9 protein-coding genes are annotated in these 26,488 nt (G+C 76.8%); 8 read left to right on the top strand and 1 reads right to left on the bottom strand.

What is annotated here, in order from left to right:
* Positions 1 to 231 precede the first annotated feature (231 nt).
* The gene (locus tag AC5WAM_RS07640) at positions 232 to 1,029 is read left to right on the top strand and encodes an AfsR/SARP family transcriptional regulator (protein ID WP_495522070.1); all 798 of its coding nucleotides are present in this window, start codon (positions 232 to 234) and stop codon (positions 1,027 to 1,029) included.
* Between the two features lie 66 nt (positions 1,030 to 1,095).
* Here the strand turns inward: AC5WAM_RS07640 and AC5WAM_RS07635 are convergent, their stop codons facing one another.
* The gene (locus AC5WAM_RS07635) at positions 1,096 to 2,613 is read right to left on the bottom strand and encodes an AMP-binding protein (protein ID WP_495522069.1); all 1,518 of its coding nucleotides are present in this window, start codon (positions 2,611 to 2,613) and stop codon (positions 1,096 to 1,098) included.
* A gap of 376 nt (positions 2,614 to 2,989) precedes the next feature.
* Between AC5WAM_RS07635 and AC5WAM_RS07630 the strand changes: the two genes are divergently transcribed.
* The 7 genes from AC5WAM_RS07630 to AC5WAM_RS07600 all read left to right on the top strand — a co-directional run bounded on the left by AC5WAM_RS07630 (position 2,990) and on the right by AC5WAM_RS07600 (position 26,481).
* Entirely contained in the window at positions 2,990 to 4,015 is a 1,026-nt protein-coding gene (locus AC5WAM_RS07630; RefSeq protein ID WP_495522068.1) for a 4-aminobenzoate N-oxygenase, read from the top strand.
* Between the two features lie 165 nt (positions 4,016 to 4,180).
* Entirely contained in the window at positions 4,181 to 5,245 is a 1,065-nt protein-coding gene (gene aroF, locus AC5WAM_RS07625; protein WP_366790619.1) for a 3-deoxy-7-phosphoheptulonate synthase, read from the top strand.
* Between the two features lie 14 nt (positions 5,246 to 5,259).
* Positions 5,260 to 11,040: a type I polyketide synthase gene (locus AC5WAM_RS07620; protein WP_495523529.1), complete on the top strand. Its 5,781-nt coding sequence runs from the start codon at positions 5,260 to 5,262 to the stop codon at positions 11,038 to 11,040.
* 56 nt (positions 11,041 to 11,096) lie between these two features.
* Complete coding sequence (gene pabB, locus AC5WAM_RS07615) at positions 11,097 to 13,190, top strand: aminodeoxychorismate synthase component I (protein WP_495522067.1); 2,094 nt, start codon at positions 11,097 to 11,099, stop codon at positions 13,188 to 13,190.
* Entirely contained in the window at positions 13,187 to 14,053 is an 867-nt protein-coding gene (locus tag AC5WAM_RS07610; protein ID WP_495522066.1) for an aminotransferase class IV, read from the top strand. Before pabB ends, AC5WAM_RS07610 begins: the two co-directional genes overlap by 4 nt.
* A 167-nt stretch (positions 14,054 to 14,220) precedes the next feature.
* The gene (locus AC5WAM_RS07605; protein ID WP_366790615.1) at positions 14,221 to 15,450 is read left to right on the top strand and encodes a cytochrome P450; all 1,230 of its coding nucleotides are present in this window, start codon (positions 14,221 to 14,223) and stop codon (positions 15,448 to 15,450) included.
* A gap of 147 nt (positions 15,451 to 15,597) precedes the next feature.
* Entirely contained in the window at positions 15,598 to 26,481 is a 10,884-nt protein-coding gene (locus tag AC5WAM_RS07600; RefSeq protein WP_495523528.1) for a type I polyketide synthase, read from the top strand.
* Positions 26,482 to 26,488 lie beyond the last annotated feature (7 nt).

The following is a 26,488-nucleotide window of genomic DNA, read 5'->3' as shown; positions in this document are numbered from 1 at the left end:
GAACCTGCCCTAGAGTAACGCGCGGTCATGTGGGGAACGCTTCCCCCTCTTTACTCATGCAGTGCGCAGCGAAAAGTACAGGAGCAGGTCGGCCAGGATCCTTGACCGCCGGTGCCGACACCGTATCGATCTTCGCGAGGGGGAAACCGGGTGGTTATGGGGAACGGGTGGCACCAGGGGGAAAACGTAATGACTGTGAATGCTGTGAAAGCTGTTACGCAATTTCCCGCGGTGTTACCGAGTGATCTGTCCTTCAACATTCTTGGGCCGCTGTCGGTGTGGTCGGCCGAAGGGCCCCTGCCGCTGGGCCCCGCGCGGCAGCGCGCGGTCCTCTCGGCCCTGTTGCTCGCACCGGGGCAGGTGATCGGCACCGAGCGGCTCACGGAGGCCATCTGGCCCGCGGGCCCGCCCGGCAACGTGGTCGCGAGCCTGCACAGCTATGTGTCCCATCTGCGCCGCCAGTTGGAGCCGGACGGCCCGCCCCGGGGCCGCAACCGCGTCCTGCGCAGGGAGCCGCAGGGCTATCTGCTCGCGGTGGAGTCGGAGCGGGTGGACGCCTGTCGCTTCGAGGGCCAGCTGCGCGCCGGACGGCGGCTGCTGCGGGCGGGCCGCTACCCGGAGGCGTGCCGGGCCCTGGAGGCGTCCCTCGCCCTGTGGCGCGGCGCGCCGTACGCGGAGCTCGGCGACTACGAACCCGCCGTGCGCGAGGCCACGCGCCTGGAGGAGCTGCGGCTCATGACCTGGGAGGCCCTGTGGGAGGCCGAACTGGCCTGGGGCAGGGACAACGGCAGCGTGGTGGCAGAGCTGGCCGCGCTCAGCGCCCGGTACCCCACGCGCGAGCGGCTCGGCTGGCTCCTGATGGTCGCGCTGTGCGAGGTGGGCCGGCAGGCGGAGGCGGTCCGCGTCTACCACCGGATACGCCGGGCCCTCGCGCAGGAGCTGGGGGTGGACCCGGGACGCGAACTGCGTGCGCTCTTCGGCCGGATCCTGCGCGACGAGTTCGTCGGGCGGGTGTGCGTGCTGCACTGACGCGGGCGTCCGCCGGGGGCCCCTCGCGCCGGGGCGGCGCCCCGCCCCCGGCGCGCCGGGGGCGCCTCAGTGGATGCGCCGGTCCTCGTGCGCCCAGTAGGGCTCGCGGAGCCGGCTCTTCTGCACCTTGCCGTTGCTCGTGCGCGGCAGGGCGTCCCGGAAGTCCACGGACGTGGGCGCCTTGTACCGGGCCAGGCGCTGCTTGCAGTACGCGATGATCTCCGCCGCGCGTGCCTCGGCGCCCGCGGCGGGCACCACCACCGCCTTCACGGTCTCGCCCCAGCGCTCGTCCGGCACGCCGATGACGGCCACCTCCGCGACGGCCGGATGGCCCAGCAGGCAGTCCTCGACCTCCACCGACGACACGCTCTCGCCGCCGGTGACGATGACGTCCTTGAGCCGGTCGAAGAGCAGCAGGTGCCCCTCGTCGTCGAAGGAGCCCGCGTCACCGGTGTGGAACCACCCCTCGCGCAGCGCCTCCCCGTCGGCCCGCTCGTCCTGCCAGTAGCCGTCGAGGACCATGTTCGAGCGGGCGAGGACCTCGCCGCGCTCACCGGTCCGCATCCGTACGCCCAGGGCGGGCGCGCCCGCACGCGTCAGACCGCCGCTGCCGGGCGCCCCGGGAAGGCGCCGGTTGAAGGTGAGCAGGGTCGTCTCGGTCAGGCCGTACACCTGGAGGAACTCCCAGCCCAGCGTCTCCTCGACCCGGGCGACGAGCCGCTCGTCGACGGGCGCACCCGCGCACACCACCCGGGTCCTGCCGCGCCCGGGCACCTCGCCCGGCCAGTCGCGGGCCGCCCGGATCACCGCGTCCCACACGGCGGGCGCGCCGAACGCCAGGGTCACGCCGTGCTCCTGGACCCGGCGCAGGATCTCCGTGCCGTCGATCCGGCGCAGCAGCACCTGGCGCGCCCCGAGCCCGGCGAGCAGGAACGGCACGCCCCAGCCGTTGCAGTGGAACGTGGGCAGGGTGTGCAGATAGACGTCCCCCTCCCAGATCCGCCCGTGCACGCCGAACGTCATCGCGTTCAGCCAGATGCTCCGGTGCGTCAGGGCGACGCCCTTGGGGCGCGCGGAGGTGCCCGAGGTGTAGTTGAGGGTCGCCACCGCGTTCTCGTCCGGCCGCTCCCAGGGGCGCGGCTCGACGTCGAAGCGCATGACCTCCGCCTCGGTCTGCTCCCCGAGGACGAAACGCTTCGGCACGTCGACCGAGCCGAGGACCGCCTCGACGTCGGGGTCGACGAACACCACCGAGGCGTCGCACTGGCGCAGGACGTACGCGATCTCCTCGGGCGTGAGCCGGTAGTTCACCGGCACGCAGATCCGTCCGCTCGCCGTGACGGCGTACAACAGCTCAAGCAGGCGCGAGCAGTTGGGGCTGACGACGGCCACCCGCTCGCCCGCGCCGACCCCCAGCGCGTCCAGCCCCGCCTGCCAGGCCCGTATGCGGCGCAGCAGCGATCCGTACGTCGTCGTCGGCACCGGCAGAGCCGGCTGCCCCGGCTCGTCGACGAGTGCCGTGCGCCCTGCGGCGGCCGCCTCGGCGCGGTCGAGGAAGTCGGCCGTGGTGAGCGGAACGAGCATGATGCGTCCTCACAGTGGTGTGCCGGAGACAACGGAGAAGCGAGGGAGCGAACACAGCGGCCGGGAGCGAGCCGCGGCGGCCTCGCACGAGGCCGGAACGCGGCGGGTGCGGACAAGGAGCGCGAAGAACCGGAAAGCGCGGTCGGCGCCCGGGCGGGGCCGAAGGGGAACGACGGCGGTGGTGCTCACTCCTGGCGGTGCACGCGCCGGGGCCACACACCCGCGTCACCGCGCCTCGACCTCATCCTGACATCCCCGATCCGCATCCAGAAAGCCTCGGTCGGCCCGCGCCAAGTCGCCTCCAAGAAACCGCCAAGAGCGGCCGGTGACGATGCAGCGGCACCACGGGCCACGGGTGCGAAGGCGGGGAGGACCGATGCGATACGAGGAGTCGGGCGTGCCGGGTGGGCTGACCACCTGGGCCGCCCGGGGCTGGGCCGAGGAGAACGGCATCGGCAGCGCGACGCTGCGCCGCCTGGTGCGGGCCTGGCCGCGCCGGGCGGCGGTCACCACCAGGCCCGAGGTCATGGAGGAGAGCGCCGCCTACGACCCGGCGCTGCCGGACTACCCGCTGGAGATCGTGCCGTTCGCGGAGCACCCCCGCTTCCTCGCGGCCCGCCCCGACCAGCGGCGGCAGGTCCTCACCGGCCTGTGGATCGGCTACAACGAACGCGTCATCGCCACCGAACACCTCATCGCCGAGCCCGCCTTCGACCTCGTCATGTGCGGCGTCTTCCCGGGCGGTGACGACCCGCTGATACGCCAGAGCGTGCAGCAGGCCGTCGTGGACGAGAGCTTCCACACCTATATGCACATGCTCGCCATCGCCCGCACCCGGGAGCTGCGCGACGTCCGCACCCGGCCGGAGCAGCCCCCGCTCGTCACCTACCGGCGGCTGTGCGCGCTCCTCACCACGATGCCCGAGGAGTGGGAGCGCCACGTCGCCGTGCTCGTCTGGGGCGCGGTGGCCGAGACCTGCATCAACTCCCTGCTGGCCCTGCTCGCCAGGGACGAGTCGATCCAGCCCGCGCACTCCCTGATCACCACCCTGCACCTGCGGGACGAGACGGCACACGGCTCGGTCGTCACCGAGGTCGTCAGAGAGCTGTACGCGCGCATGAACGCCGCGCAGCGCCGCACCCTGGTGCGCTGTCTGCCGCTGGCCCTGGAGGCGTTCGCCGAGCAGGACCTGTCCACGCTGCGCCTCGAACTGGCCACCGCGGGCGTCCACGGCGCCGACGAGATCGTCGGCGACCTGCGCGCGACGTCCACCGGGCGGCGGCTCGTCCGCGACTTCTCCGGCGCGCAGCGGATGGTCGAACAGCTGGGCCTGGCGGGCGAGGTCGACTTCGACTTCCCCGAGCGGCCCGCGTGGTCACCCGGCGCGGCGACGCCCCGCTGAAGGCCGCGTCCGGCGAGCGCCGGCACCGGGGCGGGGGCGGGCCCGCGCCCGGCCGCTCACCGAGGGCCGCCGCAAGCCCCGCACCGAGGGCCGCCGAAGGCCCCGCACGGCCCGTCAACGGCCGCCCGCACGGCCGACCTCCGACAGCCGCAGAAAGGTGACCCGATGATCGTTGCCCGCCTCCGCCCCCATGTGCCGATCGACGAGCAGACTCGGCTGACCTCCGCGTGGCGGCACGACGGACACCGGTCGTTCCACTGCCGGGCCGGCCGCCACACCCTCGTCACGTTCCCCGACCTCGCCCCGGCCTCGCCCGCGGGCGAGGAGTTCGTGGCCCTGCTGCGCGCCACGGCCGCCGTCGAGGCCGTCGTCGACAGCGCGCAGGTGCCGCCCCTGGGCAGCTTCGCCGCCACGGGCGAGCCGAGCGCCGTCCGTGTGGCCGACGCCGTGAGCGTGGGCGGCGGCTCCTTCACCTGGATAGCCGGGCCCTGCGCCGTGGAGAGCGCGGACCAGCTGATGGCCGTGGCACGGGGCGTACGGGCCCGGGGCGCGCACCTGTTGCGGGGCGGCGCCTTCAAGCCCCGTACGTCCCCCTACGCGTTCCAGGGGCTCGGCGTCGACGGGCTCGCGCTGCTGCGCGACGCGGCCGCCGCGACCGGGCTCGGCGTCGTCACGGAGGTCGTCGACGTCGCCCACGTGGAGGCCGTGGCCGAGGTGGCCGAGGTGCTCCAGATCGGCACGCGCAACGCCCAGAACTACCCGCTGCTGCGCGAGGCGGCGCTGACCGGCCGCCCCGTGCTGCTCAAGCGGGGCTTCGGCTGCACCGTCCAGGAGTGGCTGCACAGCGCCGAGTACCTGCTCGCGGCGGGCAACGGCCGGGTGCTGCTGTGCGAGCGCGGCGTGCGCACCTTCGAGGACGCGAGCCGCTTCACCCTGGACATCACCGCCGTGCCGCTGGTGAAGCGGCTCAGCCATCTGCCGGTGATCGTCGACCCCAGCCACGCCTGCGGGCACGGCGACCTGGTGGCCCCGCTGGCCGCGGCTGCCGCCGTCGCCGGTGCCGACGGCGTGATGGTCGACGTCAACGAGGCGGGCCGCACCGCCCTGTGCGACGGCAAACAGGCGATCACCCCGGACGAGTTCGGCGCCCTGGTGGCGCGCACCGGCCGGATCCTGCACAGCGCGGAGCCGATGGAGCCCGTCGCCGACCACGCGATGGTGAGCCGATGACCGAGGAGGCGACGGTGGAGCGGAACGAGGGACGCGACCGGGCACTGCGCCGACGCCTCGCGGACGCCGGGGACGTCGAGCGGCACCGGCTGCTGCTCGACCTGATCCGCACGCACGCGGCGGCCGCCCTGGAGCGGACGGACCCGGCGCCGCTGGACGCCGCCCGGGCGTTCGGCGCGCAGGGCGTGCGCGGACGGGCCGCCGCGCGGCTGCGCGAGCGCCTCGGCGAGGCCACGGGCGTCGCCCTGTCCGCGACGGCCCTCTTCGACTACCCGACGCCGGAGGGGCTCGCCGCCCACCTGTGCTCACGGGTGCTCGGCGAGCCCGCCACCGGCGACGCCGACGCCGCCGCCTCCGGCGTGGCCGTCGACGAGCCGATCGCGATCGTGGGCATGGGCTGCCGCCTGCCCGGCGAGGTGCGCTCGCCGGACGACCTGTGGCGCCTGGTGCGCTCCGGGACCGACGCGATCTCCGAGTTCCCCCGCGACCGGGGCTGGACCGTCGCCCACGACCCGGACCCGGACCACGTGGGCACCACCGTCACCCGGCACGCCGGATTCCTGTACGACGCGGCCGACTTCGACGCCGACTTCTTCGGGATCAGCCCCGGCGAGGCCGTGACGATCGACCCCCAGCACCGCCTCCTCATGGAGACCGCGTGGGAGGCCGTCGAACGGGCCAGGATCGACCCGACCTCGCTGCGCGGCAGCAGCACCGGCGTGTTCGTCGGCATCATGTACAGCGAGTACGGCGCCCGGATCCGGCACGTGCCGCCGAGCGCCGAGGGCTACCGCGTGGTGGGCAGCATGCCGAGCGTGGCCTCGGGGCGCCTCGCCTACGCCCTCGGACTCGAAGGGCCCGCCGTCACCGTCGACACCGCCTGCTCGTCCTCCCTGGTGTCCCTGCACCTGGCCGCCCAGTCGCTGCGCAAGGGCGAGTGCCGGCTCGCGCTCGCGGGCGGCGTCACCGTGATGGCCACGCCCTGGGGGTACGTCGAGTTCAGCAGGCAGCGCGGGCTCGCGCCGGACGGGCGGTGCCGCTCGTTCTCCGCCGACGCGGCGGGCAGCAGCTGGTCGGAAGGCGTGGGCGTGCTCCTCCTGGAACGCCTTTCCGACGCGGTCAGGAACGGGCACCGCGTCCTCGCCGTGGTCCGCGGCTCCGCCGTCAACCAGGACGGCGCTTCCAACGGCCTGACCGCGCCGAACGGCCCCGCCCAGCAGCGCGTGATCCGCCAGGCCCTCGCCCACGCGGGCCTCACCACGGCGGACGTGGACTGCGTGGACGCCCACGGCGCCGGAACCCAGCTCGGCGACCCCATCGAGGCGCAGGCGCTGCTCGCCACCTACGGCCGCGGCCGCCCCGCCGAACAGCCCCTGTGGCTCGGCTCGTTGAAGTCCAACATCGGCCACACCCAGGCTGCCGCCGGGGTCTCGGGCGTCATCAAGATGGTGATGGCGATGAGGCACGGGGTGCTGCCCCGCAGCCTGCACATCACCGAGCCCACCCCGCACGTCGACTGGTCGTCGGGCGCGGTCCGGCTCCTCGCCGGGGCCGAGCCCTGGCCCGACACCGGGCGGCCGCGCCGCGCGGGCGTCTCCTCCTTCGGCGTGGGCGGGACCAACGCCCATGTCATCGTGGAGGAGGCGGACCGCGAACCCGACGGCACGGCCCCGCGCACCACCGACGGCGCGGACACCCCCGGGTGCCCCCTGCCCTGGCTCGTCTCGGGGAACGGCGCGCCCGGCCTCCGGGCCCAGGCGCGGCGCCTCGCGGAGTTCCTCACCCCGGGGCCCGACGTGCCCGACGCCGACCTGGCGTACTCCCTCGCGACGACGCGGGCCGCGCTCGCGGACCGGGCCGTCGTCGTGGCCGCCGACCGCGCCGAGGCCCGCACGCGCCTCGCGGCCCTCGCCGACGCGACCGACGCCACCGCCGGTGCCTACGGCGGCCCCGGCGAGTCCACCGCGCTCGGCACCGCGACCGCGCGCGACCGCGTCACCTTCGTCTTCCCCGGCCAGGGCTCCCAGTGGCCGGGCATGGCGGCCGAGCTGATGAGCACCTCACCGGTGTTCCGCGCGTCCATCGAGGCCTGCGCCGCGAGCCTCGCCCCGCACGTCGACTGGTCCCTGACCAAGGTGTTGCGCGGCGAGTCGGGCGCACCCACCCTGGAGCGCGTAGACGTCGTCCAGCCCGCGCTGTTCGCGGTGATGGTCTCCCTCGCGGCCCTGTGGCGGTCCTACGGCGTGGAGCCCGCCGCCGTCATCGGGCACTCGCAGGGCGAGATCGCCGCGGCCCACGTCGCGGGCGCGCTCTGCCTGGACGACGCCGCCCGCGTCGTCGCCGTGCGCAGCCGCGCCCTGCGGGTCCTGTCGGGGCGCGGCGGCATGGTCTCCGTCGTGGCCCCCGTCGACCGGGTGCGGCGCGGCCTCGCGCCGTGGTCCGGCGCGGTGTCCGTCGCGGCGGTCAACGGGCCCCGCTCCGTGGTGATCTCCGGCGACCCCACCGCCCTCGACGCGGCCATGGCGGCCTTCGAGCGCGACGGCGTGCGCGTGCGCCGCATCCCCGTGGACTACGCCTCGCACTCGGCGCAGGTCGAGGAGATCCGCGACACGCTCGTCGAGGCGCTGGCCGGCATCCGGCCGCGCCCGGCCGCCGTGCCCTTCCACTCGACGGTGACCGGCGAGCCGCTCGACACCACGGCCCTGGACGCCACGTACTGGGTGAACAACCTGCGCGACACCGTCCAGTTCCACCGCACCGTGACGCGGCTGCTCGCCGCGGGTCACACCACGTACGTCGAGATGAGCCCGCACCCCGTGCTCACCATCGGCATCCAGGAGACCGCCGACGAGGCGGGCGCCCACGACGCGCTGACCGTCGAGTCGCTGCGGCGCAACGAGGGCGGCCCCGCCCGGTTCCTGACCGCGGTCGCCGAGGCCCACGCGCACGGGGTCGCCGTCGACTGGACGGAGGCCTTCCGGCACGCCGCGCCGCGCCCGACGGACCTGCCGACGTACGCCTTCCAGCGGCGCCGCTACTGGCTGGAGGACGCGGCCCCGCCCGTGGCGGACGTGGCGGCGGCCGGGCTCGACGGCGTCGACCACCCGCTGCTCGGCGCCGCGGTGCCGCTGGCGGACGGCAGCGGCACCACGCTCTTCACCGGCAGCCTCTCCGCCCGCACCCACCCGTGGCTCGCCGACCACGCCGTCGCGGACGTCCTCGTCGTCCCCGGCACGGCGCTCGTGGAGGCCGCCCTGCACGCCGGTGCCCAGACGGGCTGCGACACCCTGGAGGAACTGGTCCTCGAAGCACCGCTGACCCTGCCCGAACAGGGCGTCGTCCGCGTCCAGGTGAGCGTCGCCGGGCCCGACGCGGCCGGGCGGCGCGCCGTCACCCTGTACTCCCGGGCGCAGGACGCGGGCGTCGAGGAGCCGTGGACCCGGCACGCGGGCGGCACCCTGACGCGCGTCGCCCGCCCGGCCGCCGCGCCGCCCGCCACCTGGCCGCCCGCCGGGGCCGAAGAGGCCGAACTCGACGACTGCTACCGCGAGCTGGCCAAGACCGGGCTCCACTACGGCGCCGCCCTCCAGGGCCTGCGGCGCTGCTGGCGCCACGGCGACGACCTCTACGTGGAGGCCGAACTCCCCGAGGCCGCGGGCGGCACCGACCGCTACGGCCTGCACCCGGCCCTGTTCGACGCCGCCCTGCACGCGGCGGCCCTGCCCGGCGGGCCCGGCGCGGGCGGCGACGCCGCGACCCGGCTGCCGTTCTCCTGGACCGGCGTCACCCTGCACGCCACCGGCGCCGCCCGGCTGCGGGCCCACGTCCGGCGCACCGGTCCCGACGCGCTGTCCCTCACCGCCACCGACCCCGCGGGGCGCCCGGTCGTCAGCGTCGAGGCCCTCGGGATGCGCCCGGTGACCGCCGAGGCGCTGCGCCGGGCCGCGGCCCTGTCCGACGCCTCGCTGCTGCGCCTGGAGTGGCGGCCGGAACCGCTGCCCGCGCCGAGCGGGCCCGGCGCCGCGCGCTGGGCCTGGATCGGGCCGTACGACGCCGCCGCGGACGACGCGCTCGCCGCGCGGGGCATCGCCCGCACCGCCCACCCGGACGTCGCCGCCCTGAGCGCCGGCCTGGCCGCGGGCGACGCCCCGCCCGACGTCGTGGTCCTCGCGGAGCCCGCGACGGAACCCGGCACCGACCTGGCCGCGGCCGCGCACCGGGCCGTGCACCGCGCCCTGGCCGCCGTGCGGGACTGGGCGGCCGACGACCGGCTCGCGCACACCCGGCTGGCCGTGCTCACCCAGGACGCGGTCGCGGCCGTCCCCGAGGCGTCGCCCGACCCCGCCCTCGCCGCCGTCTGGGGCCTGGTGCGGTCGGCGCAGGCCGAGTACCCGGACCGGATCGCCCTGCTCGACCTGGACGGCACGGCCGCGTCCCTGGCCGCGCTGCCCGCCGCCGTGGACAGCGCCGAGGCCCAGCTCGCCGTGCGCGCCGGGACCCCGCTGACCCCGCACCTCGCCCGCGTGCCCGCCCCGGCCCGGCCCGGCGACGCACCGGCCTGGCGCACCGACGGCACCGTCCTCGTCACGGGCGGCCTCGGCACGCTCGGCCGCATCCTGGTCCGGCACCTGGTCGAGACGCACGGCGTGCGCCGGCTGACGGTCGTGGCGCGCTCGGGCACCGCGGGCGCGGGCGCCGCCGAGTTCGTGGCGGACCTGCGCGCGGCGGGCGCCGAGCTGCACGTGGTGGCGGGCGACGCGGGCGACCGCGAGGTCCTGGCGGGCGCCCTGGCGACGCTCCCCGACGACGCCCCGCTGACGGCCGTCGTGCACCTGGCGGGCGTCCTGGACGACGGCGTCGTCGCCGCGCAGACGCCGGAGCGCGTCGACCGCGTGCTGCGGCCCAAGGCGGACGCGGCCTGGCACCTGCACGAGCTGACGGCGGGATCCGGCGTGCCGCTGGTGGCGTTCTCGTCCGTGTCGAGCGCCCTCGGCCCGGCCGGGCAGGCCGGATACGCGGCGGCGAACGCGTTCGTGGACGCCCTGGCCGCCCGGCGCCACGCCGGGGGCGCGCCGGGGCTCGCCCTCGGCTGGGGCCTGTGGGGCGAGCGCTCCGGCCTCACCGGCGACCTCGCGGACGCCGACGTACGCCGCATCGCCCGCTCCGGCGTCAAGCCGCTCTCCAGCGACCAGGGGCTCGCCCTGTTCGACCTGGCCCGCGCCACCGGCGAACCGGTCGTCTTCCCCCTGCGCCTGGACCCGGCCGGGCTGCGCGGCGACACCGCTGACGAAGTGTCACCGCTGCTGCGCGGACTCGCCCGCACCCCGGTGCGGCACGCCGCCGCCGACGCCGGGGCGGCACCCGCCGAGGAGTCCCTGGCCGACCGGCTCGGCCGCCTCGCCGCCCCCGAGCAGCACGAGCTCCTGCTCGACCTGGTCCGCGGCCACGTCGCGGCCGTCCTCGGCTACGACGACCCGAGGACCGTCGGCGAGCGCCGCCCCTTCACCGACATCGGCTTCGACTCGCTGCGCGCGCTCCAACTGCGCAACCGGCTCGGCGGCGCCACCGGCCTGCGCCTGACGGCCACGCTCGTCTTCGACTACCCCACGCCGCTCGCGCTCGGGCGGCACCTGCGCACGCTGCTGGTACCGGACGCGGACGACGGGCCGGAGCCCGCCCCGCGGCCCGCCGCGGACAGCGAGCGGCCTGGCGCCGACGAAGCGGTCCTTGCCCAGCTCGGCTCGGCCTCCCGGGAAGAGGTCTTCGACCTCATCGACGACATGCTCGCCGAATAGGCCCCGCGCCCCGTCCGCCACGATCCGGTCCCGCGGGAACCGGGGAAGGAAGCCCGATGCGCGCGCTGTTGATCGACAACTACGACTCCTACACCTACAACCTGTTCCAGCTCCTCGCCCAGGTGTACGGCAAGGAACCGACGGTCCTCGTCAACGACGACCCGGCGTGGGCCAAGTGCGACCCGGCGGCGTTCGACTGCGTGGTGATCTCCCCGGGGCCCGGCCGCCCCCAGCGCCCCACCGACCTCGGCTTCGTACAGGAGGTCCTGGACCGCTGGCAGGACGTGCCGGTGCTCGGGGTGTGCCTGGGGCACCAGGCGATCGCCCACCACTACGGCGGACGCGTCGAGCCCGGCACGCCCCGGCACGGCCATCTGACCCGGGTCCGGCACGGCGGCGAGGACCTGTTCGACGGCCTGCCCCAGCAGTTCACCGCGGTGCGCTACCACTCGCTGCGGGTCACCGAGCCGCTGCCCGAGGCGCTGCGGGCCACGGCCTGGGCGGAGGACGGCACCGTGATGGCCCTGCGGCACCGCACCCTGCCGCGCTGGGGCCTGCAGTTCCACCCGGAGTCCGTGGCGAGCGAGTGGGGCGCCCAGCTCCTGCGCAACTTCGCGGAGCTCATCGGCGGCCACTACGCCGCGGCCCCGCCGGAGCGCGCCCACTGGTCCCCGCCCCTCGGCGGCACCCCCAGCACCCACCTGGAGGCCGTGGTCGAGACCGTGGACCGGGCGGTCGACACCGAGGCCCTGTTCACCGCGCGCTACGCGGACAGCGCGTACGCCTTCTGGCTCGACAGCAGCGCGCCCGGCGTCGGCCCCGCCCGGTTCTCCTTCCTCGGCGACGACAGGGGCCCGCTCGCCGAGACGCTCACCTACCGCACCGGCGACACCTCGGTGACGGTCCGCGACGCCACCGGCGAACGCACCGAGCCCGGCACCATATTCGAGGTGCTCCAGGGCCGGCTGCGCGCCCGCGGCCTCACCGCGCCGGACCTGCCCTTCGACCTCAACGGCGGCTACGTCGGCTACTTCGGCTACGAACTCAAGGGCGAGTGCGGCAGCCCGAACGTCCACAGCGCCGAGACCCCCGACGCCGCCTGGCTGTTCGCCGACCGCCTCGTCGCCGTGGACCACCTTCAGGACACCACCTACGTCCTGGCCCTGAGCACCCCCGCGGCGGGCGACCTCGACGCCGCCCGCGCCTGGGTGCGGGACACGGCCCGGGAGGTGCGGGCGCTGCCCGACGCCGCGCCCGCCCCCGCCCCGGCCCCGGTGGCCGCGGCGCCGTCGGAGGGGGCCGTCCTCAGCCGCGACCGCGCCGCGTACGTCGACGACATCGAGGACTGCCTCGACCAGCTGCGCAGCGGCGAGAGCTACGAGATCTGCCTGACCAACCGGGTCCGCCTGCCGCCCCTGAAGGACCCGCTCGCCTACCACCTGAAGCTCCGCGGCCTCAACCCGGCGCCCTACGCCGCCTATCTGCGCCTCGGCGGGGTCAGCGTCGTCTGCTCGTCCCCGGAGCGGTTCCTGCGCGTCGAACGCGACGGCACGGTGGAGAGCAAGCCCATCAAGGGCACGGCCCCCCGGGGCGCGGACCCGGTCAGCGACGAGGCGCTGCGCCGCTCCCTGGCCGCGTCGGCGAAGACCAGGGCCGAGAACCTCATGATCGTCGACCTGCTCCGCAACGACCTCGGCCGGGTCTGCGAGGTGGGCTCCGTCGGCGTCCCCGCGTACATGGTCACCGAGTCGTACGCGACGGTCCACCAGCTCGTCACCACGGTCCGCGGGCGGCTGCGGCACGACGTGGACCCCGTCGCCTGCGTCCGGGCGTGCTTCCCCGGCGGCTCGATGACCGGCGCCCCGAAGCTGCGGACGATGGCCATCATCGACCGCCTCGAACAGGAGGCCCGGGGCATCTACTCCGGCACCATCGGCTACTTCGGGCTGTGCGGCGGCGCCGACCTCAACATCGTGATCCGCACGGCGGTGACCTCCGCCGCGGGCACGGTCATCGGCGCGGGCGGCGCGATCGTCCTCGACTCGGACCCGGACGACGAGTTCGACGAGGTGCTCCTCAAGGGCCAGGCCCTGGTGCGGGCGCACGCCCAGCTCGACGCGGCGGGCGACCCCGAGCGGAGCACCCCGTGACGGCCCCGCACACCCCCGCCCCGGCCGCCGCGCCCCGGGCCCCCGTGGCCGTCACCCGCCTCGACGGCAGCCCCGCGACCCCCGGCGACCTGGCGGGCCTCGCCCTGTACAACTACGGCCACTTCACCACCCTGCGCGTCGAACGGGGCGGCGTCCGCGGCCTCGGGCTGCACCTGCGCCGCCTCGCCGACGACTGCCGCACGCTCTTCGGCACGGACCCGGACACCGTCACCGGGCTCACCGACGGCGTCCGCGCGGCGCTGCGTCGCGTCGCCCGCGCGCACGAGGCGCCCGTGACGGTCCGCGTGACCGTGTGCGCGCCGGACACCACCCTCGACGGCCCCGGCACGGCCACCCCGACCGCGCTGCTCAGCACCCGGCCCGCGCCCGCCGCGCAGGCGCCGCCGCTGCGGCTGACGACCGCCGCGTACGTACGGGAGCTGCCGGAGGTGAAGCACACCGGACTCCTCGGCACGCTGCGCCTTCGCGCGGACGTCCGGCGGCGCGGCTTCGACGACGCCCTGCTGCTCGACCACGAGGGCCACGTCCTGGAGGGCACCACCTGGAACATCTGCTTCTGGGACGGGGCCCGGCTGCTGTGGCCGCGGGGGCGCTGTCTGCCCGGCGTGACCGCGCGCCTGCTGCGGGACGCGGCCGCCGCGGCGGGCGTGACGGTCGGCGACGCGAGCGTCACCCGGGCCGGACTCGGCGCGCTGCGCGGCGCGTTCGCGACCAACGCGGCCTTCGGCGTCCGGCCCGTCGCCTCCGTCGACGAGGTGGCCTTCGCCCCGGACCCGGACGTCGCCGCCCTGACCGCCACGCTCACCGCCCGCTACGCCGACGTGCCCGCCGACCTCCCGTGAACGGCGCCCCCACCAAGATCCAAGCCGGTTCCAAGAAGGCGCCAAGAGCCCCTGAACAGAATGCGGTGCGGCAGCGCACCCCCCCTCCCGAGCAGCACCCCCTTCCCGAGCAGCACCCGCCTCCCGACCAGCACCCGCCTCCCCGATCCGCGAGAAGAGGACCGAGCATGACGACCGTCGAAGAGACCGAGACAGCCTGGGAGAACCTGCCGTTCCTGGACATCACCGACCCGGCGTTCGTGTGGGACTCCGCCGAGGTCGCCGAGGCAAGGGAGCGGTCCTGGATCGCGGGCACCCCCCTCGGCCTGCTCGTGCTGCGCTACGCCGAGGCGCACAGCCTCTCCCGTGACCCGCGCCTGGTCTCCGGCTTCCGCGAGGTCGTGGACCTCGTCGGGCCCGCCGAAGGCCTGGTGCGCGAGTTCATGCGCGACTTCATGCAGAGCCTGGAGGGGCCCGACCACCGCCGGCTGCGCGGCCTGGTCACGCACGGGTTCACCTCTCGCCGCATCAACGCCCTGAAGCCGTTCATCCGCGCCACCGCCGAGCGCCTCGCCGACGAGCTGGTGGCGGCCGGGGGCGCGTGCGAGTTCGTGTCCGCCTACGCCGACCCGCTGCCCGCCGCCGTGGTGTGCGAGATGCTCGGCTTCCCGCCGGAGGACCACGCCGTCGTCGGCCGCTGGTGCAAGAACACCAACCTGGTCCTCGCCCTCGGCCCCGACCAGAGCCGCGTCTCCGAGGTGGAGGAGGGCCTCGCGGGCATGTACGGCTACTTCGAGAAGGTCGTGCAGAAGCTCAAGGAGAACCCCGGCGACGACCTGTTCTCCGACATCCTGCGCGCCCAGCAGGAGGACGACGCGCTCGACGACCGCGAACTGCGCACCCTCATCGCGACCCTGCTCGTCGCCGGGTACCAGACGACGAGCCACCAGCTCGGCCACGCCATGGTGGCGTTCTCCCAGTACCCCGAGCAGTGGGCTCTGCTGCGCGAGCGGCCCGAACTCGCGCCCCAGGCCGTCGAGGAGGTGCTGCGCTGGTGCCCGACCACGACCGTGGTCGCCACCAAGGCGGCGGCCGAGACCTTCACCTTCAACGACCTGCTCATCCCCGCCGGGACCCCGGTGTGGCTGTGCGCCCACTCCGCGCAGCGCGACCCCCTGGTGTTCGAGGACGGCGACCGCTTCGACATCACCGTCAAGCGCGACGCGGGCACCCTGGCCTTCGGCGGCGGCACGCACTTCTGCCTGGGCGCGGCCCTCGCCCGCCTCGAACTCGCCGAGGCCCTCCAGGTGTTGTCGGCCCGGCTCGACGCGCCCCAGGTCACCGGGCCGATCACCTGGCGGCCCTCCACCGGCGTGTCCGGCCCCGACGTCCTGCCGCTGCGCTTCGGCGGGGCCTGACCGGAGGGGTCCCCGCGGTGACCGGTGCCGCGGTCGCCGCGACGGGCCCCCGCCCACGAGGTCCGACATCTTCCCGGGAAGGGCAGCACCTTCGACATGACCGATGACGACAGGACGCTCGACTACCTCAAGCGCCTCACCGCCGAGCTGGGCCAGACCCGCGAGCGGCTGCGGGCCGCCCGGGCGGCGGGCCGGGAGCCGATCGCCGTGGTGTCGATGGCCTGCCGCTTCCCGGGCGGCGTGACGTCCCCCGAGGAGCTGTGGCGACTCGTCGGCTCGGGCACGGACGGGATCGCCGCGCTCCCCACCGACCGGGGCTGGGACACCGAGGGGCTCTACGACCCCGACCCGGACCGGCCGGGCACCACCTACGCGCGCGAGGGCGGGTTCCTCGCCGACGTCACGTCCTTCGACGCGGGCCTGTTCGGGATCAGCCCGCGCGAGGCCCTCCTGATGGACCCCCAGCAGCGGCTGCTGCTCGAAGTCTCCTGGGAGACCTTCGAGCGCGCCGGGCTCACCCCCGACGCGCTGCGCGGCAGCCGCACCGGGGTCTTCACCGGGATGATGGGCCAGGACTACACGGCACGGCTCCCCGGCACCCTCACGGAGTACGAGGGGCAGCTGGAGACCGGGCGCGCGGCGAGCGTCGCCTCCGGCCGCGTCGCCTACACCTTCGGCCTCGAAGGCCCGGCCGTCACCCTGGACACGGCCTGCTCCTCCTCGCTCGTGGCCCTGCACCTGGCCGTGCAGGCGCTGCGGAACAACGAGTGCGACCTCGCCCTCGCCGGCGGCGTCACGGTGATGTCGAGCCCGGCCACGCTCCTGGAGTTCAGCCGCCAGCGCGTGCTCGCCCCCGACGGCCGGTGCAAGGCGTTCGCCTCGGGCGCCGACGGCACGGGGCTCGCCGAGGGCGTCGGCATCCTCCTGGTGGAGCGGCTGTCCGACGCGCGGCGCCACGACCACCCCGTGCTCGCCGTCGTCACCGGCAGCGCCGTCAACCAGGACGGCGCCTCGAACGGCCTCACCGCGCCGAACGGCCCGTCCCAGCAGCGGGTCATCCGCGCCGCCCTGGCGAACGCCGGACTCACCGGCGCCGACGTCGACGCCGTGGAGGCGCACGGCACGGGCACCAGCCTCGGCGACCCCATCGAGGCCCAGGCCCTGCTCGCCACGTACGGACAACAGCGGGACCCGGAAAGGCCGTTGTGGCTGGGATCGCTGAAGTCGAACATCGGCCACTCCCAGGCCGCCGCGGGTGTCGCGGGCGTCATCAAGACGGTCATGGCGCTGCGCGCGGGCACGCTGCCCCGGACCCTGCACGCCGACGAGCCGAGCCCGCACGTGGACTGGTCCCAGGGCGCCGTGCGGCTCCTGACCGAGGCCAGGCCCTGGCCCCGCGACGACCGGCCGCGCCGGGCGGGCGTGTCCTCCTTCGGCATCAGCGGCACCAACGCCCACGTGATCGTCGAGGAGGCCGCGCAGGAGCCCGTACCCGGCGCCACGGGCCTCACGGACATCGCGGACGCCGGGCACGGGACGGACGGCGGGGACACCGGGAGCACCGCCCCGCCCCCCGTCCCCTGGGTGCTCTCCGCCCGCACCCCCGAGGCACTGCGCGCCCAGGCGGCCCGGCTCCGCGACCACCTGCGGGACCGCCCCGGCCTGCGCCCCCTCGACGTGGCGTACGCGCTGGCGACCACGCGCGCGCCCCTGGCCCACCGGGCCGTCGTCGTGGGCCGCCACGGCGACGAACTGCTGCGCGGCACCGCCGCGCTCGCCGCCGGGGAGCCGCGGCCCGACCTGGCCGAGTCCGTGGCGCGGGACCTCGGCAAGACCGTCTTCGTCTTCCCCGGCCAGGGCTCGCAGTGGCCGGGCATGGCCGTGGAACTCATGGACGCCTCCGCCGTCTTCCGCGAGCGGATGCTCGCCTGCGCGGCCGCGCTCGGACCGTACGTCGACTGGTCGCTGCGCGACGTGGTGTCCGGCACCGCCGACGCCGAGGCCACCGACCGCGTCGACGTGGTCCAGCCGGTGCTGTGGGCGGTCCTCGTGTCACTGGCCGAGCTGTGGCGCGCCCACGGCGTGGAGCCCGCGGCCGTGATCGGGCACTCGCAGGGCGAGATCGCGGCGGCCTGCGTGGCGGGCGCGCTCTCCCTGGACGACGGCGCCCGCGTCGTGGCCCTGCGGTCCCGCCTGATCGCCGGGAAGCTGGCCGGTGCGGGCGGCATGGTCTCCGTGGCGGCCCCGGCCGCCGACGCCCGCGCCCGCCTGGAGCGGTGGGGCGACCGCGTCGCCCTCGCCGCCGTCAACGGCCCCTCGTCCGTGGTCGTCTCCGGCGACCCCGCGGCGCTCGACGAGCTGATGGCCGACTGCGAGCGCGACGGCGTGCGCACCCGGCGCGTCGCCGTGGACTACGCCTCGCACTCCCCGCAGGTCGAGCTGTTGCGCGACGACCTGCTCGCCCAGCTCGCGCCGCTGCGCCCGCGCGCCGGGAAGCTCCCCCTGTACTCGACGGTCACCGGCGACGTCCTGGCGGGCGAGGAGCTGACCGCCGACTACTGGTTCCGCAACCTGCGCCGGACGGTACGGCTCTCCGACGCCGTCGAGCGCCTCGCCGCCACCGGACACGGGGCGTTCGTCGAGTGCAGCCCCCACCCCGTCCTCGCCCTCGGCCTCACCGAGACGCTCGGCGAGCTCGGCGGGGACGCCCTCGTCACGGGCACGCTCCAGCGGGACGAGGGCGGCCCCGACCGCTTCCTGCGCTCCCTCGGCGCCCTCCACGCCGGTGGCCGGTCCCCCGACTGGGAGCGCCTCTTCGCGGGCACCGGCGCCCGCCGCGTGGACCTGCCGACGTACGCCTTCGACCGGCAGCGCTACTGGCTGGACGCCGCCCCCGCGGCCGGGGACGCCACGGCCGTCGGACTGAGCCCCCTCGACCACCCCTGGTGGGGCGCGGCCACCGAACTGCCCGACTCCGGCGGCACCTTGCTCACCGGGCGCGTGTCCCGCGACACCGGGCCCTGGCTCGGCGACCACGCGGTCGGCGAGGCCGTGCTGCTGCCCGGCACGGCGTTCCTGGAACTGGCCGTCCGGGCCGCCGAGCAGGTCGGCTGCGACCGCGTGGCGGAACTGACCCTCCAGGCGCCGCTGGTGCTCCCGCCGCGCGGCGGGGTCCAGCTGCGCGCCCTGATCGCCCCCGCCGACGCGCACGGCGCCCGCGCGCTCACCCTGCACGCCCGCCCCGAGGACGCCCCGGACACGCCGTGGACCACCCACGCGGCGGGCTCCCTCACCCCCGCCGAACAGGGCGGCGGCCGGACCCTGGCGGCCTGGCCGCCGCCGGGCGCCGCCCCCGTCGCGGTGGAGCGGGCGTACGCGGACCTGGCCGAGCTCTCCCTGCGCTACGGCCCCGCCTTCCAGGGGCTGCGGGCCGCCTGGCGCCTCGGCGACGAGCTCTACGCCGAGGTCGCGCTGGCCGACGACGCGGAGCCGGAGGGCTTCGCGGTCCATCCCGCCCTGCTGGACGCCGCGCTGCACGCGGTGGCCCTCGACGACGCCGGGGCGCCCGCGGACGCGGGCCCGCGCCTGCCGTTCTCCTGGTCCGGCGTCGAGGTCCACGCGGTCGCCGCCACCGGGCTGCGCGTGCGGATCACCCGGCTCGGGCCGGACGCCGTCGCCCTGGACGCGGCCGACGCGACCGGCGCCCCCGTCGTGTCCGTGGAGTCCCTCGCCGTACGGCCCGTACCCCTGGACGACCTGCGCCCGGCCGCGGGGAAGCCCACGGACGCGCTGTTCGCCGTCGACTGGGCCCCGGCACCCGGCAGCGCCGCCGCGCCGCCCCGGTCGTGGGCGGTCCTCGACGGCCTCGACGCGCTCGCCCCGGCCCTTGCGGCCACCGGCGCCGCCGTGCGCCGCGAGCCGGACCTCGCGGCCGTGGCCGCCGGACCGGACGACGTCCCCGACGCGGTGCTCGCTCCCTTGCCGACCTGCTCCGGCGACCTGCCCACGGCCGCCCGGGAGACCACCGGCGCAACCCTGACGCTCCTTCAGGAGTGGCTCGGCGACGACCGGTTCGCCACCGCCCGGCTCGTCCTGGTGAGCCGGGGAGCCGTCGCCACGGACGACGACGGGACGGCCGACCCCGCCCTCGCGGCGGCCTGGGGGCTGGTGCGCTCGGCCCAGGCGGAGCACCCCGACCGGTTCGTCCTCGTCGACTGGGACGGCCGGGAGCCCCCGGCCGACGCGCTGCCCGCCGCCGGTCGCGGCGACGAGCCGCAACTGGCCCTGCGGGCCGGTGAGGTGCGCGTCCCCCGGCTCCGCAGGGTCCCCGTGGCCGAGGCTCCCGCCGCGGCCGAGGCGACCGGCCCCTTCGACGGCGACGGCACGGTCCTGGTGACCGGCGCGTCGGGCGTGCTCGGCCGGGCCGTGGCACACCACCTCGTCACCGCGCACGGCGTGCGGCACCTGCTCCTGGTGAGCCGCCGCGGCGCCGCCGCGCCCGAAGCCGCCGAACTGACCGCCGGGCTCACGGAGTCGGGCGCCCGCGTGCGCTGGGCCGCCTGCGACCTCGCCGACCGCGCGGCCCTCGCCGCCGTCCTCGCCGACGTACCGCACGACCGGCCGCTGCGCGGGATCGTCCACGCCGGCGGCGTCCTCGACGACGGCGTCGTGTCGGCCCTGACCGGGCAGCGGCTCGACACCGTGTTCCGGCCCAAGGTCGACGCGGTGGTCCACCTGCACGAACTGACCGAAGGTGCGGACCTCACGGCGTTCGTCGTGTGCTCGTCGGCGGCCGGTACGTTCGGCACCGCGGGCCAGGGCGGCTACGCGGCCGCCAACGCCTTCCTCGACGCGTTCGCCCGCGCCCGGCGGGCCCGCGGCCTCCCCGCGCTGTCCCTAGCCTGGGGCCTGTGGGAGCAGGCCAGCGCGCTGACGGCCCGGATGTCGGACACCGACCGCGACCGGCTGCGCCGCTCCGGCGCCACCTCCCTGACCACCGAGGACGGCCTCGCCCTGCTCGACGCGGGCCTCAGCTGCGGCCTGCCCGCCGTCGTCCCCACCCGCCTCGACCTGTCCGCCGTGCGCGCCCGGGCCGCCGCCGACGGCGTGCCCCCGCTGCTGCGCGGCCTGGTGCGGCCCCCGGCCCGGCGTGCCGCCGCGGGCGCCGCCGACGACTCCGCCCTGACGCGCGACCTCGCCGCGCTCGCGCCGGGGGACCGGGCTGCGAAGGTCCTCGACGTCGTCCGCGCCCAGGTCGCCGCCGTCCTCGGCTACGCGGGGCCGACCGCCGTCGAACCGGGCCTGGCGTTCAAGGAGCTGGGCTTCGACTCGCTCACCGCGGTCGAGCTGCGCAACCGCCTCGCCCGGGTGACGGGGCTCCGCCTGCCCGCCACCCTCGTCTTCGACCGGCCGACGCCGCAGGCCCTCGCCGAGCACCTCATCGACCGCCTCACCGGACAGGGCGCCCCGGCCCGGACGCCGGTGCCGCGACCGGTCGCCGTCCCGGCCGACGAGCCGATCGCCGTCGTCGGCATGGCCTGCCGGTTCCCGGGCGGCGTCGGCTCGCCCGAGGACCTGTGGGACCTGGTGGACCGGGGCGGCGACGCCATCTCCGCCTTCCCCACCGACCGGGGCTGGGACCCCGGCTCCGCCGCGCACGCCGCGCAGGGCGGATTCCTGCACGACGCCGCGGGCTTCGACCCCGAGTTCTTCGGCATCAGCCCGCGCGAGGCGGTGGCGATGGACCCGCAGCAGCGCCTCCTCCTGGAGGTCTCCTGGGAGGCCCTGGAACGCGCGGGCCTCGACCCCACCACCCTCCGGGGCAGCCGCACCGGCGTGTTCGCGGGCCTGATGTACCACGACTACACGACGCGGCACGCGACCGTGCCGGACGACGCGGGCGGCTACCTCGGCACCGGCGGGTCCGGCAGCGTCGCCACCGGCAGGATCGCGTACACCTTCGGCTTCGAGGGCCCGGCCGTCACGGTGGACACGGCCTGCTCGTCGTCGCTCGTGGCACTGCACCTGGCCGTGCAGGCGGTGCGCGGCGGCGACTGCGACCGCGCCCTCGCGGGCGGCGTCACCGTGATGTGCACGCCGCACGCCTTCACCGAGTTCAGCAGGCAGGGCGCGCTCGCCGCCGACGCCCGCTGCAAGCCGTTCGCGGCCGCCGCCGACGGCACGGTCTGGGGCGAGGGCGCCGGTGTCCTCCTCGTCGAGCGCCTGTCGGACGCGGTCCGCGCCGGGCGCCGCGTCCTCGCAGTGGTCCGCGGCTCCGCCGTCAACCAGGACGGCGCGAGCAACGGCCTCACCGCCCCGAACGGCCCCTCCCAGGAACGCGTGATCCGCCAGGCCCTGGCCGCCGCCCGGCTCGCGGCGGCCGACGTCGACGCCGTCGAGGCGCACGGCACCGGCACCACCCTCGGCGACCCCATCGAGGCCCAGGCGCTCCTCGCGACCTACGGCCAACAACGCCCCGCGGAGCGGCCCTTGTGGCTGGGCTCGGTCAAGTCGAACCTGGGGCACCCGCAGGCCGCCGCGGGCGTCGCCGGGGTCATCAAGACCGTCATGGCGCTGCGCCGGGGCGTGCTGCCCCGCACCCTGCACGTGGACGCGCCCTCGCCGCACGTCGACTGGGCGTCGGGCGCGGTGGAACTCCTCGCCGAGGCCCGCCCCTGGCCGGAGACGGGCCGCCCGCGCCGGGCCGCGGTCTCCTCCTTCGGCATCAGCGGCACCAACGCGCACGTCGTACTGGAGCAGGCGCCCGCCGCGGCGGACGGCGAAGCCCCGGCGGCTCCCCGTGGCGGCGGCGGGCCCGCCGAGGCCTCCGCGGGGCCCGTCCCGCTGACGGTGTCCGCCCGGAGCGAGCCCGCGCTGCGCGCCCAGGCGGCCCGGCTTCGCGCACGCGTCGCCGCCGACCCGCGGCTCGACCCCGTCGACGTCGCGCACTCCCTCCTGACCACGCGGGCCGCCCTCGCCCACCGGGCGGTGGTCCTGGGCGGCGACCGGGACGCCCTCCTCGCGGGCCTCGCCGCCGTGGCCCAGGGGCACGAGGCGCCCGGCGCCGTCGAGGGGCTCGCCGGTGACCCGGGCAGGACGGTGTTCGTCTTCCCCGGCCAGGGCGCGCAGTGGGCGGGCATGGCCGCCGGTCTGTGGGACGGCGCACCGGTCTTCCGCGAGCGCCTGACCGCGTGCGCCGACGCCCTCGCCCCGTACGTCGACTGGCCCCTGCTGGACGTCGTACGGGGTGTGCCGACCGGTGTCGACCCGGACCGGGTCGACGTCGTCCAGCCCGCGCTGTGGGCGGTCATGGTGTCGCTCGCCGAGCTGTGGCGCTCCTACGGCGTGGAACCCGCCGCCGTGGTGGGCCACTCGCAGGGCGAGATCGCCGCGGCCTGCGTCGCGGGCGGTCTCTCCCTGGCCGACGGGGCCCGCGTGGTCGCCCTGCGCAGCCGCGCCCTGACCGCCATCGCGGGGCGCGGCGGCATGGTCTCCCTCGCGCTGTCCGCCGCCGACGCCGAGAAGCTGGTCGCCGCCCAGGACGGGCGCCTCTCGCTCGCGGCGGTCAACGGCCCCGCGTCGGTGGTGGTCTCGGGCGACACGGCGGCCCTCGACGCACTCCTTCGCCACTGCGCGGAGACCGGTGCGTGGGCGCGCCGGATCCCCGTGGACTACGCCTCGCACTCGCCGCACGTCGAAGCGGTGCGCGAGCGGATCGGCCACGACCTGGCGGAGCTGCACCCGCGCACGGGCGACGTCGCGTTCTTCTCCACGGTGACGGGCGGCTTCCAGGACACCGCCGGGCTCGACGGCGCCTACTGGTACCGCAACCTGCGCGAGCCGGTGCGGTTCGAGCCCGCCGTGCGGGAGCTGTTCGACCGCGGCTACGGCGCCTTCGTCGAGGCGAGCCCGCACCCGATGCTCACCGTGGGCGTGGCCGAGACCCTCGCCGAGCAGCCCGAGCGGACGGGCGTGGCCGTCGGCTCCCTGCGGCGCGACCAGGGCGGCCTCGAGCGCTTCTCGGCCTCCGTCGCCGAGGCGTACACCCGCGGTGTCGCCGTCGACTGGGCGGCCGCGTGGGCGGGCCGCGCGCCGCACGTCGTGGACCTGCCGACGTACGCCTTCCAGCGGCGCCGGTTCTGGCTGGACACGCCCGCGGGCTCCGGCGACGTCACCGCGGCGGGCCTGGGCAGCGCGGCGCACCCGTTGCTCGGCGCCCGCGTCGAGCTCGCGGGCTCGGCGGAGACCGTCCTCACCGCGCGCTGGTCCCTGGACACGCACCCGTGGCTCGCCGACCACGCCGTGGGCGACACCGTGGTCGTGCCGGGCACCGCCTTCCTCGAACTGGCCGCCCTGGCCGGGGCCGAGGCCGGGTGCCCGCGCGTCGCGGAGCTCCTCCAGGAGGCGCCGCTGGTCCTCGGCGAACGCGGCGCGGTGCGGATCCAGGTCCGCGTCGCGGCCCCCGACGGCGACGGGACCCGGGCGCTCGGCGTGCACGCGCGCCGCGAGGACGCGCCCCCGGAGGACCCCTGGACGTGCCACGCCCGCGGCGTGCTCACCGAGGAGGGCCCCGAGGCGCCCCCCGCCCTCGACGGCGTCTGGCCGCCACCGGGGGCCGAGCCCGTGGACCTCACGGAGTTCTACGACCGCATGGACGACATCGGCCTGTCGTACGGGCCGACGTTCCGCGGCCTGCACACCGCCTGGCGCCTGGGCGACGAGGTCCTCGCCGAGGCGGCGCTGCCCGCCGAGGACCACGCGGGCGCGGACCGCTACCGCGCCCACCCGGCGCTGCTCGACGCGGGCCTGCACGCCTGTCTGCTGCGCACCCCGGACACCGGCGGCGCGGCCATGCCGTTCGCCTGGAACGACGTGGACTTCCACGGGCCGTGCGGACCCGCCGTGCGCGTCCGCGTCTCGCCCGGCGCGGCCCAGGACGTGTCGGTCCTGGTCACGGACGCCGACGGCACGCCCGCGGTGAGCGTGCGCTCCCTGGCCGCGCGTCCCGTCCCGCCCGAGCAGCTCCGGGCCGCCGGCGGCGCCGGGGACTGCCTCTACCGGCTCGCCCTGGTGCCCGCCCCCGCCCCGGCGCCCGCACCGCCCCGAGCGTGGGCCGTGCTCGGCGGCGAGACCACGGAACTGCCCGCCCCGGCAGGCGAGTTCCCGGACCTGGCCGCGTACCGCACGGCCCTCGCCGCCGGCGCCCCCGCCCCCGACGCGGTCCTCGTACCGCTGCCCACGGCGGCGGACCCGGACGACGACGCCGCCCGGGCGCGGACCCTGACCTGCCGGACCCTCGACCTGCTCCAGGGCTGGCTCGCCGAGGGCGGGGCGGGCGACGCGGACCCGGCCGCAGGCCCCGCCGCGCCCCGCCCGGCGGGCCCCGCACCCGCGCCCCCGGCCCGGCTCGTCCTCGTCACGCGCGGCGCCCCGGCCGCGCCCGACTCCGACGACGAGGCCCTCGCGGACCCCGCCGTCGCGGCCGTCCAGGGCCTGGTGCGCTCGGCGCAGGCGGAGCACCCCGGCCGGTTCGTGCTCGTCGAGACCGACGGCCACCCGGAGTCCACCGCCGCCCTCGCCGCCGCGCTGGCCACGGACGAGCCCCACCTCGTGCTCCGGGCGGGCCGGATCCTCGTGCCCCGGCTGGAGCGCGCCCCCGCCCCGCACGGGGGAGAGGCGCCCTGGGACGCCGACGGCACCGTGCTCGTCACCGGCGCCTCCGGCACCCTGGGCCGCGCGGTCGCCCGGCACCTGGTCACCGCGCACGGCGTGCGGCACCTGCTGTTGCTGAGCCGTCGCGGCGGCGAGGCCGAAGGGGCCGCGCCGCTCGGTGCCGAACTGGCGGACCACGGCGCGGAGGTGACCTGGGCGGCGTGCGACGCCGCCGACCGGGCCGCGCTCGCCGAGGTGCTCGGCGCGGTGCCCGCCGCACACCCCTTGACCGCCGTCGTGCACGCCGCGGGCGTCCTGGACGACGGGGTGATCCCGGCACTGACCCCGGACCGCATCGACCGGGTGTTCCGGCCCAAGGCGGACGCCGCGCTCCACCTCGACGAGCTGACCCGCACGGCACGGCCCGTGGCGTTCGTCGCGTTCTCCTCCGCCGCCGCCACCCTGGGCAGCGCGGGCCAGGGGAACTACGCGGCGGCCAACGCCTTCCTGGACGCCCTCGTCCTGCGCCGCCGCCGACAGGGCCTGCCCGCCTGGTCGTTGGGCTGGGGCCTGTGGGCCGACACCAGCGCCATGACGGCCGGGCTCGACCGGGCGGGCCGGGCCCGCCTGGCGCGCTCGGGCCTGAAGGAGCTGGCCACCGACGAGGGGCTGGCCCTCCTCGACGCGGCCCTGGCGGGCACCGAGGCGCTGCCGCTGCCCCTGCGCCTGGACACGGCCGCGCTGCGGGCGCGCGGCGACGCCCTGCCACCGGTCCTGCGCGGCCTCGTCCGGGCCACGGACCGGCGCGGCGGCGCGACCCGGGCCGCGGGGGCCGCGGCGCTGCGCCGCCGCCTGGCCGCGCTGCCCCCGGCGGAGCGCGACCTGCACCTGATCGACCTGGTGCGGGCCGAGACCGCCACCGTGCTCGGCCACCCGTCGCCGGAGGCGGTGGGGCGCGACCGGGCCTTCAAGGACCTCGGGTTCGACTCCCTGACCGCCGTGGAGCTGCGCAACCGGCTCACCGCGGCGACCGGCCTGCGGCTGCCCGCCACGCTGGTCTTCGACCACCCCACGCCCGCCGCGCTCGCCGCGCGCCTGGCCGCCGAACTCGCCCCACCGGACGGCGCGGACGAGGCCCGGCGCGACACCGAGGCCGCGGTGCGCGCGGCCCTGGCCGCGATCCCGCTGCCCCGGCTGCGCGACGCGGGCCTCCTCGACGCCCTCCTGGAGCTCGCGGGCCGCCCGGCCGGGCCCGCGGAGCCGCCGCGGGAACCGGACGAGCCGGGCTCGATCGACCACTTGGACTCGGAGGGGCTCCTCGCCATGGCCCTGGACAACGGAGCGCACGCGAACACGGAGGACCACGATGCCCCCTGGTGACGAGCGG

The sequence above is a fragment of the Streptomyces sp. JLYT201 genome, from assembly GCF_059448825.1.
The sequence above is the reverse complement of the archived record's forward strand: the minus strand, read 5'-3'. Positions and strand labels throughout refer to the sequence as shown.

What these genes read in the sequence shown, in the direction of transcription:
- AC5WAM_RS07635 (WP_495522069.1), bottom strand. Translation starts at nt 2,613, where the DNA reads ATGCTCGTTCCGCTCACCACGGCCGACTTCCTCGACCGCGCCGAGGCG.
- AC5WAM_RS07630 (WP_495522068.1), top strand. Translation starts at nt 2,990, where the DNA reads ATGCGATACGAGGAGTCGGGCGTGCCGGGTGGGCTGACCACCTGGGCC.
- aroF (WP_366790619.1), top strand. Translation starts at nt 4,181, where the DNA reads ATGATCGTTGCCCGCCTCCGCCCCCATGTGCCGATCGACGAGCAGACT.
- pabB (WP_495522067.1), top strand. Translation starts at nt 11,097, where the DNA reads ATGCGCGCGCTGTTGATCGACAACTACGACTCCTACACCTACAACCTG.
- AC5WAM_RS07605 (WP_366790615.1), top strand. Translation starts at nt 14,221, where the DNA reads ATGACGACCGTCGAAGAGACCGAGACAGCCTGGGAGAACCTGCCGTTC.